This window comes from Achromobacter animicus (assembly GCF_040775605.1).
Taxonomy (GTDB): Bacteria; Pseudomonadota; Gammaproteobacteria; order Burkholderiales; family Burkholderiaceae_B; genus Achromobacter; species Achromobacter animicus.
This window is the reverse complement of sequence record NZ_JAYGJK010000001.1, coordinates 823679-837589: the sequence shown is the minus strand read 5'-3', so window position 1 is coordinate 837589 and position 13911 is coordinate 823679. Positions and strand designations below refer to the sequence as shown.

The 13911-nt window shown below is 65.1% G+C and carries 11 protein-coding genes; 1 reads left to right on the top strand and 10 read right to left on the bottom strand.

Annotated elements, in window-relative coordinates; translation table 11 throughout:
* Positions 1 to 10: 10 nt before the first annotated feature.
* Both secA and AB3147_RS03710 read right to left on the bottom strand, forming a co-directional pair.
* A complete protein-coding gene (secA, locus tag AB3147_RS03715; RefSeq protein ID WP_175125631.1) occupies positions 11 to 2746 on the bottom strand; it encodes a preprotein translocase subunit SecA in 2736 nt (911 codons plus the stop codon).
* 190 nt (positions 2747 to 2936) lie between these two features.
* Positions 2937 to 3911, bottom strand: a complete 975-nt coding sequence (locus tag AB3147_RS03710; RefSeq protein ID WP_175125681.1) for a M23 family metallopeptidase — start codon at positions 3909 to 3911, stop codon at positions 2937 to 2939.
* A gap of 129 nt (positions 3912 to 4040) precedes the next feature.
* Here AB3147_RS03710 and AB3147_RS03705 point away from each other — a divergent pair, with 129 nt between their 5' ends.
* Complete coding sequence (locus tag AB3147_RS03705; protein ID WP_175125683.1) at positions 4041 to 4448, top strand: DciA family protein; 408 nt, start codon at positions 4041 to 4043, stop codon at positions 4446 to 4448.
* Between the two features lie 216 nt (positions 4449 to 4664).
* Here the strand turns inward: AB3147_RS03705 and lpxC are convergent, their stop codons facing one another.
* The 8 genes from lpxC to ftsW form a co-directional block, all read right to left on the bottom strand.
* Positions 4665 to 5588, bottom strand: coding sequence for a UDP-3-O-acyl-N-acetylglucosamine deacetylase (gene lpxC / locus AB3147_RS03700; RefSeq protein ID WP_056320776.1), 924 nt, complete (start codon positions 5586 to 5588; stop codon positions 4665 to 4667).
* Positions 5589 to 5827: 239 nt separating this feature from the next.
* On the bottom strand, positions 5828 to 7012 hold the full coding sequence (gene ftsZ / locus AB3147_RS03695; protein ID WP_056320774.1) for a cell division protein FtsZ: 1185 nt from the start codon (positions 7010 to 7012) through the stop codon (positions 5828 to 5830).
* A 187-nt stretch (positions 7013 to 7199) separates the two neighbouring features.
* Positions 7200 to 8426: a cell division protein FtsA gene (ftsA, locus tag AB3147_RS03690; RefSeq protein ID WP_006217473.1), complete on the bottom strand. Its 1227-nt coding sequence runs from the start codon at positions 8424 to 8426 to the stop codon at positions 7200 to 7202.
* A gap of 4 nt (positions 8427 to 8430) precedes the next feature.
* Positions 8431 to 9255, bottom strand: a complete 825-nt coding sequence (locus AB3147_RS03685; RefSeq protein ID WP_175125634.1) for a cell division protein FtsQ/DivIB — start codon at positions 9253 to 9255, stop codon at positions 8431 to 8433.
* A gap of 12 nt (positions 9256 to 9267) precedes the next feature.
* Positions 9268 to 10218: a D-alanine--D-alanine ligase gene (locus tag AB3147_RS03680; RefSeq protein WP_175139415.1), complete on the bottom strand. Its 951-nt coding sequence runs from the start codon at positions 10216 to 10218 to the stop codon at positions 9268 to 9270.
* A complete protein-coding gene (murC, locus tag AB3147_RS03675) occupies positions 10215 to 11621 on the bottom strand; it encodes a UDP-N-acetylmuramate--L-alanine ligase (RefSeq protein ID WP_175125638.1) in 1407 nt (468 codons plus the stop codon). Before murC ends, AB3147_RS03680 begins: the two co-directional genes overlap by 4 nt.
* Positions 11618 to 12694, bottom strand: coding sequence for an undecaprenyldiphospho-muramoylpentapeptide beta-N-acetylglucosaminyltransferase (gene murG, locus AB3147_RS03670; RefSeq protein ID WP_367351431.1), 1077 nt, complete (start codon positions 12692 to 12694; stop codon positions 11618 to 11620). The genes murC and murG overlap by 4 nt, the downstream gene beginning before the upstream one ends.
* On the bottom strand, positions 12691 to 13884 hold the full coding sequence (gene ftsW / locus AB3147_RS03665; RefSeq protein WP_175139416.1) for a putative lipid II flippase FtsW: 1194 nt from the start codon (positions 13882 to 13884) through the stop codon (positions 12691 to 12693). The genes murG and ftsW overlap by 4 nt, the downstream gene beginning before the upstream one ends.
* Positions 13885 to 13911: the final 27 nt, after the last annotated feature.

The following is a 13911-nucleotide window of genomic DNA, read 5'->3' as shown; positions in this document are numbered from 1 at the left end:
ACCCCTTTAATCAGACCAGCTTACCGTGGCACTGCTTGTACTTCTTGCCGCTGCCGCACGGGCACGGATCGTTGCGGCCGACCTTGGGCAGTGCGTTGCGCGCGGGTTGCGCACCCGTTTCCTGCGCATCGGAAGCCAGCGCCTCGTCGTAGTCGGAATGGTGATACTGCACGTTCTGCACATGCGACTGCGCCGCTTCGGCTTCGGCCTGTTCGACCTGTTCCGACGACTGCACGCGCACCGTCATCAGCACCTTCACCACGTCGTCGCGCACGCGTTCCAGCATGCCCGAGAACAGTTCGAAGGCTTCGCGCTTGTATTCCTGCTTGGGATTCTTCTGCGCATAGCCGCGCAGATGGATGCCCTGACGCAGGTAATCCAGCGCCGACAGGTGCTCGCGCCAATGCGTGTCGATCGCCTGCAGCATGATCGATCGTTCGAACTGCGACCACGATTCCTCGCCCACCTGGTCGACCTTGGCCTGGTACGCATCGCGCGCCGCGGCCACCACGCGTTCGCGCAGTTCTTCGTCGTTCAGGTTGGGTTCTTTTTCCAGCATCTCGGTCAGCGGCAGATGCAGGTGCCAGTCGGCTTCCAGCGCCTTCTGCAGCGCGGGGATGTCCCACTGTTCTTCCACCGATTCCGGCGGCACGTACGTGTTGAACAGATCGGTCACCGCGGCGTCGCGCAGGTTCTGCACGGTTGCGCTGACGCTGGCGGCTTCCAGCACGTCGTTGCGCTGCGAGTACAGCACCTTGCGCTGGTCGTTGGAAACGTCGTCGTATTCCAGCAATTGCTTGCGGATGTCGAAGTTGCGGCCTTCGACCTTGCGCTGCGCAGTCTCGATCGAGCGCGTGACCATGCCGGCCTCGATGGGCTCGCCCTCGGGCAGCTTCAGGCGTTCCATGATGGCGCGCACGCGGTCGCCCGCGAAGATGCGCATCAGCGAGTCTTCCAGCGACAGGTAGAAGCGGGACGAGCCCGGATCGCCCTGACGGCCGGCACGGCCGCGCAGCTGGTTGTCGATACGGCGCGATTCATGGCGCTCGGTGCCGATGATGCGCAGGCCGCCCGCAGCCTTGACCTGATCGTTCAGCGGCTTCCATTCGGCGCGTATCTTTTCGATGCGCGCCGTCTTTTCGGCTTCGGACAGCGATTCGTCGGCGCGGATCAGGTCGACCTGCTTGTCGACACTGCCGCCCAGCACGATGTCGGTACCGCGACCGGCCATGTTGGTGGCGATCGTGATGTGACCCGGTTTGCCGGCTTCGGCCACGATCTCGGCTTCGCGGGCGTGCTGCTTGGCGTTCAGGACCTCGTGCGGCAGCTTGGCCTTTTTCAGCAGGCCCGACAGCAGCTCGGAGTTCTCGATGCTGGTGGTGCCCACCAGCACAGGCTGGCCGCGCTGGTGGCAATCACGGATGTCTTCGAGGATGGCGTTGTACTTTTCGCCGTCGGTCTTGAAGACCTGGTCGTTCTGGTCTTTACGGACCATGGGCTTGTTGGTCGGGATGATGACCGTTTCGAGCCCGTAGATTTCCTGGAATTCGTAGGCTTCCGTGTCCGCCGTACCGGTCATGCCGGACAGCTTTTCGTACATGCGGAAGTAGTTCTGGAACGTGATCGACGCCAGCGTCTGGTTCTCGTGCTGGATCTTCACGCCTTCCTTGGCTTCGACGGCCTGGTGCAGGCCGTCGGACCAACGGCGGCCCACCATCAGGCGGCCCGTGAATTCGTCAACGATCACCACTTCGCCGTCTTGCACGACGTACTGCTGGTCGCGGAAGAACAGGGTGTTTGCGCGCAGCGCCACCATCAGGTGGTGCATCAGCGCAATGTGGCGCGGGTCGTACAGCGATTCGCCTTCGGGCAGGATGCCCAGACGGGCAAGAATGCCTTCGGCGTGTTCGTGGCCGGCTTCCGACAGGTAGACCTGCTGGCTCTTTTCGTCGACCCAGTAATCGCCTTCGGGTTCCGGCTCCTGCGGCTTGGGCTCGTGCGCCATGCGCGTCAGCAGCGGCGGCACCGCGTTCATGCGGACGTAGAGTTCGGTGTGGTCTTCGGCCTGGCCGGAGATGATCAGCGGCGTGCGGGCCTCGTCGATCAGGATCGAGTCCACTTCGTCGACGATGGCGTAGAACAGCACGCGCTGGCGGCGGTCTTCAACACGGAATTCCATGTTGTCGCGCAGGTAGTCGAAACCGAATTCGTTGTTGGTGCCGTACGTGATGTCGGCAGCGTACGCGGCCTTCTTTTCGTCGTTCGGCTGCTGCGGCACCACCACGCCGGTGGACATGCCCAGGAACCGGTACAGGCGGCCCATCCATTCGGCGTCGCGGCGGGCCAGGTAGTCGTTCACCGTGACCACGTGCACGCCCTTGCCGGCGATGGCGTTCAGGTAGACGGGCAGCGTCGCCATGAGCGTCTTGCCTTCACCCGTGCGCATTTCGGCGATCTTGCCGTTATGCAGGGCGATGCCGCCCAGCATCTGCACGTCGAAGTGCCGCATGCCGAACACCCGCTTGCCGGCTTCGCGCACAACGGCGAAGGCTTCGGGAAGCAGATCGTCCAGGGACGTGCCCTGGGCGTGGCGGGAACGGAATTCGTCGGTCTTGGCCGCCAGTTCCGCGTCGGAGAGCGCGGAGATCTTGGGTTCGAGCCCATTGATCTGGGTTACCAGCTTGCGATACTGCTTAAGCAGCCGGTCGTTGCGGCTACCTATGAGTTTTTTGAGCAGAGAAACCATGCGTATGTCGGCCGCACGAGCCACACCACACCCGAAGCGCTTGGGGCAGCGTCACCCGTGACTTGATGTTATTGGTTGAGCGGGGGTCCGCCGGGAAACGAACCAGTTTAACGCACCTGGAGCGTAATAGCCTGGACCTATGACCAGGGTAGCACTGTCGGCCGGTTTGACCGGCCAACCCGCGAAGGGTTCAAGGCGCGGCAGCCTGCGCGACGGCGGGCGGCGCGTGCTGAGGCTGCGGCCCCAGGAAGAGGCGCGGATCCAGCGGTTGTCCGGCAAGGCGGACCTCGAAATGCAGGTGCGGGCCGGTGGATCGGCCAGAGCTGCCGACGCGCGCGACCTGCTGGCCGCGCTCGACCAGATCGCCCTGCTTGACCAGCAACGACGACGCATGGGCGTAGCGGGTGATCAGGCCGTCGCCGTGGTCGATCTCGACCATGTTGCCAAAGCCAGGCGCCCACTTGGCCTCGAGCACCACGCCGCCGGACGCGGCCAAAATCGGCGTGCCGGAGGGCGCCGCGAAATCCAGCCCTTCGTGCATGGCCGAGCGGCCCGTCACCGGGTTGCGGCGCCAGCCATACGAGGACGACAGATAGGGGTAATCGGTGATCGGCATGGCGGTCGGCATGCGCGCCTGATCCGCCGAACGCTTGGTGAGCGCCGCGTCCAGCAACTTCAGGTTGTCAGTCTGCTGCGACAGCCGTGCCTGGATCTCGTCGAGCTGCCGGCCCAGCGCCTCGGCCGACGCCGCGCTGGGCGGCGGATGGTCGGTAAATAGGTCGTCCATGACCTGCGTGGCCTCGGGATGCGCCGGTGCCTCGGGCTGCGCCGACGCCAGCTGCTGGGCCAGTTCCGGGTCGGTGTAGGCCACGCCCGCCACCTTGGCCACGCGCTGGCCCAAGCCGTCGATGCTGACCAGCTTGGCCTGCAGCGCGCCGACCTTCGAAGCCAGCAGGTTCATGTTTTCACGCAGGAAATCGGCGTCGCGCCCAGGCTGCTCAGAGAGCGGCCATCCCATCGTGTGGACGGCGGGAAGGATCGGAGTGATGTATCGTTGAAGCGCTGCGCCAAAAATGGCCGCGGTAATCAAGGCGCCCCCCAGGAACAACGCCAGTCGCGCGCCGCCCAGGGTGAAATGCCCGTCCTGCCCGTCGCGGGCGTGCATAATCACGATCTTCAAGGTTTGCTTCCTAATTCTTTTAAAGCCGGCATGAATAGACCCGCTTCATACCGTCAACGTTCCAGTACCAGCCGGCGCGTAGAAAATACCGCCCTGGGATGGCTGGGTCATGACATGCGGGGCGCCGGTGTATTGGCGACTGCCCGCAAGCATCTGCAAATTCAATACGCGGTGGCGGCGGTGTTGCCCGCCCCGCTGGGTGCTGTGTGCCAGGTCGCCAAGCTGGAAAACCTGTGTCTGCACCTGGTGGTGCCGACCGCCGCGCATGCGGCCAAGATGCGTCAATTGGCGCCGCGCATCGCGCGGTCTCTGGCGGACCAGGGCTGGAACCTTAACGAAATTGCCATCAAGGTACAAGCGGGGTTACCCAAGCCCGGCGCCCGTCAGCCGCGCCCTCCCACAGAGGCGCAGCCGTTGAACGACAAGGCTCTAGGTGCGTTCGAAACGCTGCACGGCAACCTGCGGCCAGGTCCGTTGGCCGATGCCGTCGCCAAGCTCTTGAAGCATCACAAGAGTAGCTGAGCAACCCGGCTTTGTCCGGCAACTCAAAGGGCCGGAAACGTCGCGAAACCAACTTTTCAGACCGATGGCCGGATGGTTGGCTACCGGATTGCGACTATCGCGCGAGGGGATGACGGCCAGCGTCGTCCCTAAGGAGAAACCCAAGCGGGTATCTAAGCAGAAACCCGCGCTGAGCCGGGGGTGGCCCCCGTGCGCGGGTTCAGCGGAAACCTGGCGTCAGGCCAGTTTCCATTCATGGCGAAACGCCTGGGGCGCTTCTGCCTGCGATTCGTACGTGACGATTTCCCAGGCGTCGCGCTGCTCGAGCAGCGCGCGGGCAAGCTGGTTATTCAAGCCGTGGCCCGATTTGCACGCCACATAACGTGCCACCAGCGGCTTGCCCAGCAGATACAGGTCGCCGATGGCGTCCAGGATCTTGTGCTTGACGAATTCATCGTCGTAACGCAGCCCGTCGCTGTTCAGCACGCGGTACTCGTCCATGACGATGGCGTTATCCAGGCTGCCGCCACGGGCCAGGCCCATCGACCGCAGGGCCTCGACTTCATTCACGAAACCAAAGGTGCGCGCCCGCGCGATTTCGCGAACGTACGAATGCGTGGCGAAATCGATTTCGGCGAAATTCGCCGTGGAGTCGATGGCGGGGTGACGGAAGTCGATCGAGAAAGCCAGCGCGTACCCTTCATGGGGTTCGAGCCGGGCCCATTTCTCGTTGCGGCCTTCGCCTTCACGCACTTCCACCGGCTTCAACACACGGATGAACTGCTTGGGCGCGTTCTGCTCGACGATGCCGGCCGAGCGCAACAGATAAACAAACGTCGCCGCGCTGCCGTCCATGATGGGGACTTCTTCGGCAGTGAGGTCGACGTGCAGGTTGTCGATACCCAGGCCGGCCAACGCCGACATGAGATGTTCCACGGTCGACACGCGAACATTGCCCTGTTGCAGCACGGACGCCATACGGGTGTCACCCACGCCGGTGGCTTGCGCGGGCAGGTCGACGACCTGCGGCAGATCCACACGGTGAAAGACGATGCCGGTATTGGGCTGTGCCGGACGCAGGGTGAGCTCCACCCGCCGTCCTGAGTGGACGCCGACGCCTGTCGTGCGGACGAGATTCTGGATGCTGCGCTGTCGGAACATGAGACTTGGAATTTTGAACCCGGAAGCCGGCAAGATAAGTACGGATTGCCGGCGTAACCGAAGTATTGTAACGCTGTCCGATCCATGCCGCCATTCAAACTGACGTTCAGACCGGCCGAAACCTCCGTCCCTTATTTAACGTGCAAGGGAAACACGGACCGCTCTGCCTCCGGCTCGCCCGTGGGGACAGGCGAGCCGGAGTGAGGGAGTGCAGTTAGAGCCGTTGACCGGCTCTAGGTTCAGTCCGCCTGCTTACGCAGGAAGGCCGGGATGTCGAAATGATCCATTCCCGAGCTTTCCAGCGCCCGCACCTGGGCCGACGCCTGGCTGCGCGGATTGCGCATGACAGACGGCATGTCCAGATTGCGGTAGTCGCCGCCTTGGCCGGCCGGCATCGTACCCATGGGCATGTTGTCGGTGCCGGTGCGCAGCACTTCAGCGGTGTTCTGCACCAGTTGCGGACGGGCTTGCGCACGGCCAAGGCCGGTTGCAACCACCGTGACACGCAGGTTTTCGCCCATGGACTCGTCGTAGGCGGTGCCGAAGATCACGGTCGCGTCGTCCGAAGCGTAGCTGCGGATCGTTTCCATGATTTCGCGCGTTTCGCGCATCTTCAGCGAGCGGCTGGCGGTGATGTTGACCAGCACGCCACGCGCGCCGTTCAGATCCACGCCTTCCAGCAGCGGGCAAGCAATGGCGTGCTCGGCGGCAACACGTGCGCGATCCGCGCCCGATGCCGACGCCGTGCCCATCATGGCCTGGCCCTGCTCACCCATGATCGTCTTGACGTCTTCGAAGTCGACGTTGACGTTGCCTTCGACGTTGATGATTTCGGCGATACCCGCGCACGCGTTGTGCAGGATGTCGTCGGCCGAACGGAAGCAGTCTTCCTGCGTCGCGTCCTCGTCCATCAGTTCATACAGGTTCTCGTTGAGCACCACGATGAGCGAATGCACGTGCTTGGCCAGTTCCGAGATACCGTCCTCGGCCATCTTCAGGCGCTTGTTGCCTTCAAAGGAGAAAGGCTTCGTGACCACGCCCACGGTCAGGATGCCCAGTTCCTTCGCCACTTCGGCCACGACCGGACCTGCACCGGTACCGGTGCCGCCGCCCATGCCCGCGGTGATGAAGACCATGTGCGCGCCGTTCAGCGCGGCACGGATTTCCTCACGCGCGGTTTCCGCCGACGCGCGTCCCTGCTCGGGCTTGGCGCCCGCGCCCAGACCGGTACGGCCCAGGCGGATCTGCACCGGCGCATTGGTTGCCGCCAGCGCTTGCGCATCGGTATTGGCGCAGATGAAATCCACGCCGTGCACACCGCTGCGAATCATGTGCGCGACGGCATTGCCGCCCGCACCACCCACACCAACGACCTTGATTACGGTCCCTTTGGTGTTGTTCTCAAGCATCTCAAAGTTCATCATGATGACTCCCTCACAAGTCCGAATTTGCAAATCACAAAAATTCCCCGACAACCTATCTTTTGTGAATCGCCTCAAAGCCGACGCCGGCTACATAGGCCCGCTACGGGTTTGAGACGCCTCCTCTTTCTGGCGCTCCCCGCTAGACAGCCGCGGTTCGCACCAAGGAGCAGGCCCCAACCTGCACCCTTTAATTCATGAACCACTCTTTCATGCGCGCAAGCAGGCTCTTGAAGTTGCCCGTCTGCGCAGCCACCTTGCGGCCACGCACACGCTGCATGCGCGCTTCCTGCAGCAGCCCCATCACCGTCGAGAAACGCGGATTGCGCATCACGTCGGCAAGGCTGCCTTCATACTCGGGCACCGCCACGCGAACCGGCTTGAGGAACACGTCCTCGGCCAGTTCGATCATGCCGGGCAGCTGCGCGGATCCGCCGGTCAGGACAACGCCGGAAGCCAGCAGGTCCTCGTAGCCGGAATCGCGCACCACCTGCTGCACCAGCGTGAACAGTTCTTCGACGCGTGGCTCGATCACCGCGCCCAGCGCCTGGCGCTTGACTTGGCGCGGGCCGCGGTCGCCCAGGCCCGGCACTTCCACGGACTCGTCCGGGCTGGCCAGCACCTGCTTGGCGACGCCGTAGCGCAGCTTGATTTCTTCGGCATCGGGCGTGGGCGTGCGCAGCATCGCCGCGATGTCGTTGGTGATCTGATCGCCGGCGATGGGCAGCACGGCGGTGTGGCGGATCGCGCCGCCGGTGAAGATGGCAACGTCGGTCGTGCCCCCGCCGATGTCGACGAGAACCACGCCCAGCTCCTTTTCGTCGGCGGTCAGCACGGCCAGGCTGGAGGCGAGCGGCTGCAGGATCAGGTCCTGCACTTCCAGGCCGCAGCGGCGCACGCACTTGACGATGTTCTGCGCGGCGCTGACGGCGCCGGTCACGATGTGCACGCGCACTTCCAGGCGCAGGCCGCTCATCCCGATGGGCTCGCGGATGTCTTCCTGGCCGTCGACGATGAACTCCTGCGTCAGCACGTGCAGCACCTGCTGGTCCGTCGGGATGTTCACCGCCTTGGCGGTCTCGATGACGCGGGCGACGTCGGTGGCGGTGACTTCCTTGTCCTTCACGGCGACCATGCCGCTGGAATTGAAGCTGCGGATATGGCTGCCGGCGATGCCGGTGTAGACGTCTCGAATCTTGCAATCTGCCATCAGCTCGGCTTCTTCAAGCGCGCGCTGAATGGAATTCACAGTGGTCTCGATATTGACGACCACGCCCTTGCGCATGCCGCGCGATTCGTGCTGGCCCAGGCCAAGCACCTCGAAGCGGCCTTCAGGCAGGATTTCAGCCACCACAGCCACCACCTTGCTGGTGCCGATATCGAGGGCGACGATAAGGTCCTTGATGTCACGGGTCATGGCGTTAGCGTTTCTTGGGAGGTTTTGGTGTGGATTTGGATTTGGTTTCCGACGCGGGCAACGGGGCCAGCGCCAGGGCGAAACCATTCGGATAGCGCAGGTCGGCCTGCGTGACGGTGCGCCCTACCAGGCGCCCCGATACGGTGGGCCACGCCTGCACAAAGCGTTGAATACGAGCCGCGAACGGCAAGGCGCCGGGCAGGCCGTGCGGGTCCGGCGCATCGGCGCCCGGATCCCGGCCCAGGTCCAGCAGCATGCCGTTGGAAAGCACGACGCGCCAGGCGTAGCGCGGGCTCAGTTCCAACTGTTCCACATGCATGTCCAGCGGCGCGAACCAGCGCGCCAGCTCGGCGTAGCGCTGCACGACCAGCGCTTCCGTGCCGTCGGGTCCGGAGAACTGCGGCAGCACCGTGTCGTCGTCCACCTCGCCCGTGTTGGCCGTGAACGCCTCGCCCCAGGTGTTGATCATCTGGTTCTCGTTCCACAGCGCCAGGGGCTGCTGTTCCTCGATGCGCACACGCAGCACGTTCGGCCAGATCCGCCGCACGGTGGCATGCCGGACCCAGGGCACCGATTCGAAGATCTCGCGCGCGTCGTCCAGGTCCACCGTGAAGAAGTTGCCCTTCACGCGGCCCGCGATCGCCGAACGCACGGCGCCCGTCGACACGTAGTGCAGTTCGGTGTCCGGCATCGATTCCAGCTCGATCGCCGACAGCGTGAAATACGGACGTTGCGCTACCCACACCACGCCCGCGATGAGCATGGCGGCAACCGCCAGCACGGCGAGCGTGTTGGCGATCAGGTTGGTAGTACGAGCGTCGTTCCACACGGAGTATCCAGATCAAGCGTTGCGGGCGTGGCCGTGCACCTTGCACGAGGCCTCGGACAGGATGGCCACGCACAATTCTGCATAGCTGATCCCCACGGCCTTCGCGGCCATGGGCACCAGGGAGTGGCCGGTCATGCCGGGCGAAGTATTCATTTCAAGCAGCCAGGGCCGGTTGTCGGCATCGAGGATGAAATCCGCGCGGCCCCAGCCCTCGCAGCCCAGCGTCTGATACGCCTTGACGGCAATCCGCGCGACTTCTTCAGCGACGTCCGCGGGCAAGGCGGCCGGGCAGAAATACTGCGTATCGTCGGAGAAATACTTGTGTTCGTAGTCGTAGTTGCCGCCCGGCGCCGCGATCTCGATCACCGGCAGCGCGCGTGCCGCCTTGCCCGAGCCCAGCACGGCCACGGTCAGCTCGCGCCCAGTGATGAATTGCTCGGCCAGGACCTCGCTGTCGTACTGCGCGGCTGCGGCGTAGGCTTCCTTCATGTCTGAGTAGCCGACGACCTTGGTGATGCCCACGGTCGAGCCCTCATGCGGCGGCTTGATGATCAGCGGCAGTTGCAGGCGGTCGGGGACCAGGCGCAGTTCGGTATCGGCGTCCAGCACTTCAAAGTCGGGCGTGGGCAGGCCATGCTGCAGCCAGATGCGCTTGGTCATGGTCTTGTCCATGGCCAGTGCCGAGGCCATCGGGCCGCTGCCCGTGTAAGGAATGCCCAACAGTTCCAGCGCGCCCTGCAGGGTGCCGTCTTCGCCGTAACGGCCGTGCAGCGCGATGAACACACGGTCAAAGCCTTGATCGGCCAGTTCGGCAAGACTGCGCTCGCCGGTGTCGAACAGGTGCGCGTCCACGCCGGCGCTGGTCAGCGCCTCGTGCACGCCTTTGCCGGACATGAGCGAAACTTCACGTTCGGCGGACCGGCCGCCGTACAACACACCCACCTTGCCGAATTGCTTGCTCATGCCAGCTCTCCCACCTGGGCGGGGACCTTGCTGATCGAACCCGCCCCCATCACGATGACGACGTCGCCATCGCGCACGAAATCCACAACCGTCTGCGGCAGCTCCGCCACGTCTTCCACGAACACCGGCTCGACCTTGCCGGCCACGCGCAACGCGCGCGACAGGGCACGTCCGTCAGCGGCGACCAGCGGCGGTTCGCCAGCGGCATAGACCTCGGTCAGCAGGACGGCGTCAGCCGTGCCCAACACGCGCACGAAATCCTCGAAGCAATCGCGCGTCCGCGTGTAGCGGTGCGGCTGGAAGGCCAGCACGATGCGGCGGTCGGGCCAGGCGCCCCGCGCCGCAGCCAGCGTTGCCGACATTTCGACGGGATGGTGGCCGTAATCGTCGATCACCGTGAACGTGCCGCCGCCGTGGTTGGCCGGCACCGGGAATTCGCCCGTCTGCGTGAAGCGGCGGCCCACGCCCTTGAACGCGCGCAGCGCCTCGCAGATGGCGGCGTCGGACACGCCCAACTCGGTCGCCACGGCGATCGCGGCCAGCGCGTTGCGCACGTTATGCAGGCCGGGCAGATTCAGTTCGACGTTCAGGGGCGGCAACAGCGTGTCGCGGTGAGTGCGCTGCACGTTAAAGCGCATGCGCGTGCCGTCAGGCTGCACCTCATAGGCACGCACCTGCGCTTCTTCGTTCAGGCCGTAGGTCGTGATGGGACGCGACACGAACGGCATGATCTCGCGCACGTTCGCGTCGTCCGAGCACAGCACGGCGCTGCCGTAGAACGGCAGGCGCTGCGTGAATTCGATGAACGCGCTCTTGAGCCGCGCCACGTCGTGCCCGTAGGTGTCCATGTGATCGGCATCGATATTGGTCACGATGGCCATCACGGGCAGCAGGTTCAGGAACGAGGCGTCCGACTCGTCGGCCTCGACCACGATGTAGTCGCCCTGCCCCAGCCGCGCATTGGCGCCCGCCGAATTCAGGCGGCCGCCGATCACGAACGTGGGGTCCAGGTCGCCCGCCGCCAGCACGCTGGCGACCAGGCTGGTCGTGGTGGTCTTGCCGTGCGTGCCGGCCACGGCGATGCCGCGCTTCAAGCGCATCAGCTCGGCCAGCATGATGGCGCGCGGCACCACCGGAATACGCGCAGAGCGCGCCGCGATCACTTCGGGGTTGTCGCCCGCCACCGCGGTGGACGTGACGATGGCGCTGGCGCCCGTGACGTTGCTGGCGGCATGGCCGATCGCGATCTTCACGCCCAGGCCGGCCAGGCGGCGCGTCACCGCCGACTCGTTCAGGTCGGAACCGCTGATGTCGTAGCCCAGGTTCAGCAGCACTTCGGCAATGCCGCTCATGCCCGAACCGCCGATGCCTACAAAATGGATATGTTGAATTCTGTGTTTCATGATGAACGCCCCGCTGCTTGTTCACAGACGTCGGCGATATGGGCGGCCGCGTCGGGACGCGCATGCGCGCGGGCCCGGACGGCGACAGCCTCAAGTTCTTGTCGGGTGCGCTGGCTCAGCCAGTCCGCCAGCCACTCAGGCGTCAGGGCGGTCTGCGGCTGCAGCCAGGCGGCCTGCGCGTCGCTCAGGAAGCGTGCGTTGGCAGTCTGGTGGTCATCGATGGCGTGGGGGAACGGCACGAACAGCGCCGCGACGCCGGCGGCCGCCACTTCGGACACCGTCATGGCGCCTGCGCGGCAGATCAGCAGATCGGCGTCGGCCATGGCGCCCGCCATGTCGTCGATGAAAGCGCGGCAATCGGCCTGCACGCCCGCCTGGGCGTAGGCCTGTTGCAGCGCCGGCAAATGTTGTTCACCGGCCTGGTGGACGACCGTCGGCCGGTTCTCGAGCGGCAGACGCGCCAGCGCCTGCGGCACGGTGGTGTTCAAGGCTTGCGCCCCCAGGCTGCCGCCCACCACCAGCACGCGCAGCGGGCCGGTGCGGCCGGCATAGCGTTCCGCGGGATCCGGCAAGGCGCACAGGTCGGCGCGCACCGGGTTGCCCATGGCTTCGCCCTTGGGCAGCACGCCGGGAAATCCGCTCAGCACACGGCGCGACATCTTCGCCAGGCACTTGTTGGCGGTGCCGGCGACGGCATTCTGTTCGTGCACGACCAGCGGCGTGCCGCGCAGCACCGCGATCACGCCGCCCGGAAATGCCACGTAACCGCCCATGCCCAGCACCACGTCGGGACGCACATCGGACAGCCGCGACCACGCTTGCGCGAACGCGCGCAGCAGCAGGAACGGCAGCTTCAGCAACGCGGACGCGCCTTTGCCGCGCACGCCCTGGAAGCGCAGCGGCACCAGTTCGATGCCGCGCGGCGGCACGAGGCGGCCTTCCATCTTTTCGGGATTGCCCAGCCACAGCACGCGCCAGCCGCGCTCGCGCAGCACGTCGGCCACGGCGAGACCCGGCATGATATGACCGCCGGTGCCACCGGCCATGATCAGGATCGTGCGAGCGGCGGTCATACCCGTCCCCCGCGCATCATGATGCGGTTTTCCACGTCGACCCGGATCAGCATCGCCAGCGCGCACAGGTTCATCACCACGCCCGAACCGCCGTAGCTCATCAGGGGCAGCGTCAGGCCCTTGGTGGGCAGCAGGCCCAGGCACACGCCCATGTTGATGAACGACTGCACGCCGAACCACATGGCCACGCCGTGCGCGACCAGGCCGGCGAACGTGCGTTCCATGGCGATGGCCTGACGGCCGATGTCGAATCCGCGGTACACGATGATGGCGAACAGCGTGATCACCAGCATGACGCCGGCAAAGCCCAGTTCCTCGCCCACCACCGCCATCAGGAAGTCGGTGTGCGCCTCGGGCAGGTAATGCAGTTTTTCGACGCTGGCGCCCAGGCCAACGCCGAACCATTCACCGCGACCCAGCGCAATCAGCGAGTGCGACAGCTGGTACGCGCTGCCGTAGGCGTTGTCTTCGTTCCAGGGGTCCAGGTACGCGAACAGCCGCGCACGACGCCACGGCGACAGCCAGATCAGCATCAGGAACGTGCCCACCAGCACGGCGAGCAGGCTGCTGAAATACTTGCCGTTGATGCCGCCCAGAAACAGGATGCCGATGGCAATGGCCACGATCACCATGAACGCGCCCAGGTCGGGCTCGAGCAGCAGCAGCATGCCGACGCCGGCCAGCGCGAACGCCATCGGCAGGAAGCCGCGGGCAAAGGCCTGCATGTGCTCCTGCTTGCGCACGGTGTAGTCGGCCGCGTAAAGCAAGGCGGCAAGCTTCATCAGCTCGGACGGCTGGAAATTCAGCGGACCCAACGGGATCCAGCGGTGCGCGCCGTTGACTTCGCGGCCGATGCCCGGAATCAGCACCGCCACCAGCAACACCATCGTCACCACGAAAAGCGGCACAGCCAGACGCTGCCAGACCCGGATGGGGATCGACAGCACGATGGCGGCGCCGACCAGGCCCGCGCTGACGAACAGGCCGTGGCGGATCACGAAGTAATAGCGGCCATAGGACGCATAGCGCGGGCCGTCGGCCAGCGCGATCGATGCCGAATACACCATCAGCAGGCCGAGCAGCAGCAACGTCGACGCCGCGATCACGAGCGGCATGTCGAAGTTGCGCATGCGGGTACGGCCGGGCCGTACGGCATTGACGCTGGCGGTCAGGTCGGCGATCAGGCTCATTGTGCGGCCTCGGCGCCACGAGCCACG

Bases quoted from the DNA above. Each gene is read 5' to 3' on its own strand.
- secA (WP_175125631.1), bottom strand. From the start codon at position 2,746: ATGGTTTCTCTGCTCAAAAAACTCATAGGTAGCCGCAACGACCGGCTG.
- AB3147_RS03710 (WP_175125681.1), bottom strand. From the start codon at position 3,911: ATGCACGCCCGCGACGGGCAGGACGGGCATTTCACCCTGGGCGGCGCG.
- AB3147_RS03705 (WP_175125683.1), top strand. From the start codon at position 4,041: ATGCGGGGCGCCGGTGTATTGGCGACTGCCCGCAAGCATCTGCAAATT.
- lpxC (WP_056320776.1), bottom strand. From the start codon at position 5,588: ATGTTCCGACAGCGCAGCATCCAGAATCTCGTCCGCACGACAGGCGTC.
- ftsZ (WP_056320774.1), bottom strand. From the start codon at position 7,012: ATGATGAACTTTGAGATGCTTGAGAACAACACCAAAGGGACCGTAATC.
- ftsA (WP_006217473.1), bottom strand. From the start codon at position 8,426: ATGACCCGTGACATCAAGGACCTTATCGTCGCCCTCGATATCGGCACC.
- AB3147_RS03680 (WP_175139415.1), bottom strand. From the start codon at position 10,218: ATGAGCAAGCAATTCGGCAAGGTGGGTGTGTTGTACGGCGGCCGGTCC.
- murC (WP_175125638.1), bottom strand. From the start codon at position 11,621: ATGAAACACAGAATTCAACATATCCATTTTGTAGGCATCGGCGGTTCG.
- murG (WP_367351431.1), bottom strand. From the start codon at position 12,694: ATGACCGCCGCTCGCACGATCCTGATCATGGCCGGTGGCACCGGCGGT.
- ftsW (WP_175139416.1), bottom strand. From the start codon at position 13,884: ATGAGCCTGATCGCCGACCTGACCGCCAGCGTCAATGCCGTACGGCCC.